2 protein-coding genes are annotated in these 527 nt (G+C 70.4%); both read left to right on the top strand.

All coding sequences use genetic code 11. From position 1 onward, the window contains the following. Positions 1-362 (top strand): universal stress protein (locus ACEN88_RS33965; RefSeq protein WP_413346771.1); only part of this gene is annotated, 362 nt, incomplete at its 5' end. Positions 363-364: 2 nt separating this feature from the next. Further along, on the top strand, positions 365-523 hold the full coding sequence (locus ACEN88_RS33960) for a universal stress protein (RefSeq protein ID WP_413346769.1): 159 nt from the start codon (positions 365-367) through the stop codon (positions 521-523). Positions 524-527 lie beyond the last annotated feature (4 nt).

The raw sequence follows: 527 nt of genomic DNA, 5'->3' as shown, positions 1-527 counted from the left end.
CCGTCGGCCAGCCGCAACCGCCCATCGCGTCGGCGGAAGCCGCGATGGCCATCGATCCCGGCCTCGACGACGCCGTCCTGCTGGTCGCCGCAAAGGAGCACGCGCGCAACGTGGCCGATGCCGCGGAAGCCGCCGGCGTGAAATGCACCTCGCTGGCGGTGCTCGATTACTCGCCGGCCGACGCCATCCTCGCCACTGCCGACAGCCACGCCTGCGACCTGATCTTCATGGGCTCGCACGGCCGGCGCGGGCTGTCGCGGCTGCTGGCCGGCAGCGTGACGCAGAAAGTGCTGGCCGACGCCCACGTGCCCGTGATGGTCATGCGGCCACAGACCGGGCACAAGCATGCCGTGAGGAAATAATCGTGTACAAACGCATCCTCGTCCCCGTCGACGGCACCGAACGGGGCGCGGCCGCCCTCGGGTCCGCGCTGGGACTGGCAAAACTGGGCGGGGGCACGATCGTCGGCGTGCACGTGGCGACTGGAACCCGATCCACCTGTGGACGTGGTCGGCACGCCTGATGGG

The organism is Massilia sp. CT11-108 (assembly GCF_047302915.1).
In the GTDB taxonomy this organism is placed as follows: domain Bacteria; phylum Pseudomonadota; class Gammaproteobacteria; order Burkholderiales; family Burkholderiaceae_D; genus Telluria; species Telluria orientalis.
The sequence above is the reverse complement of the archived record's forward strand: the minus strand, read 5'-3'. Positions and strand labels throughout refer to the sequence as shown.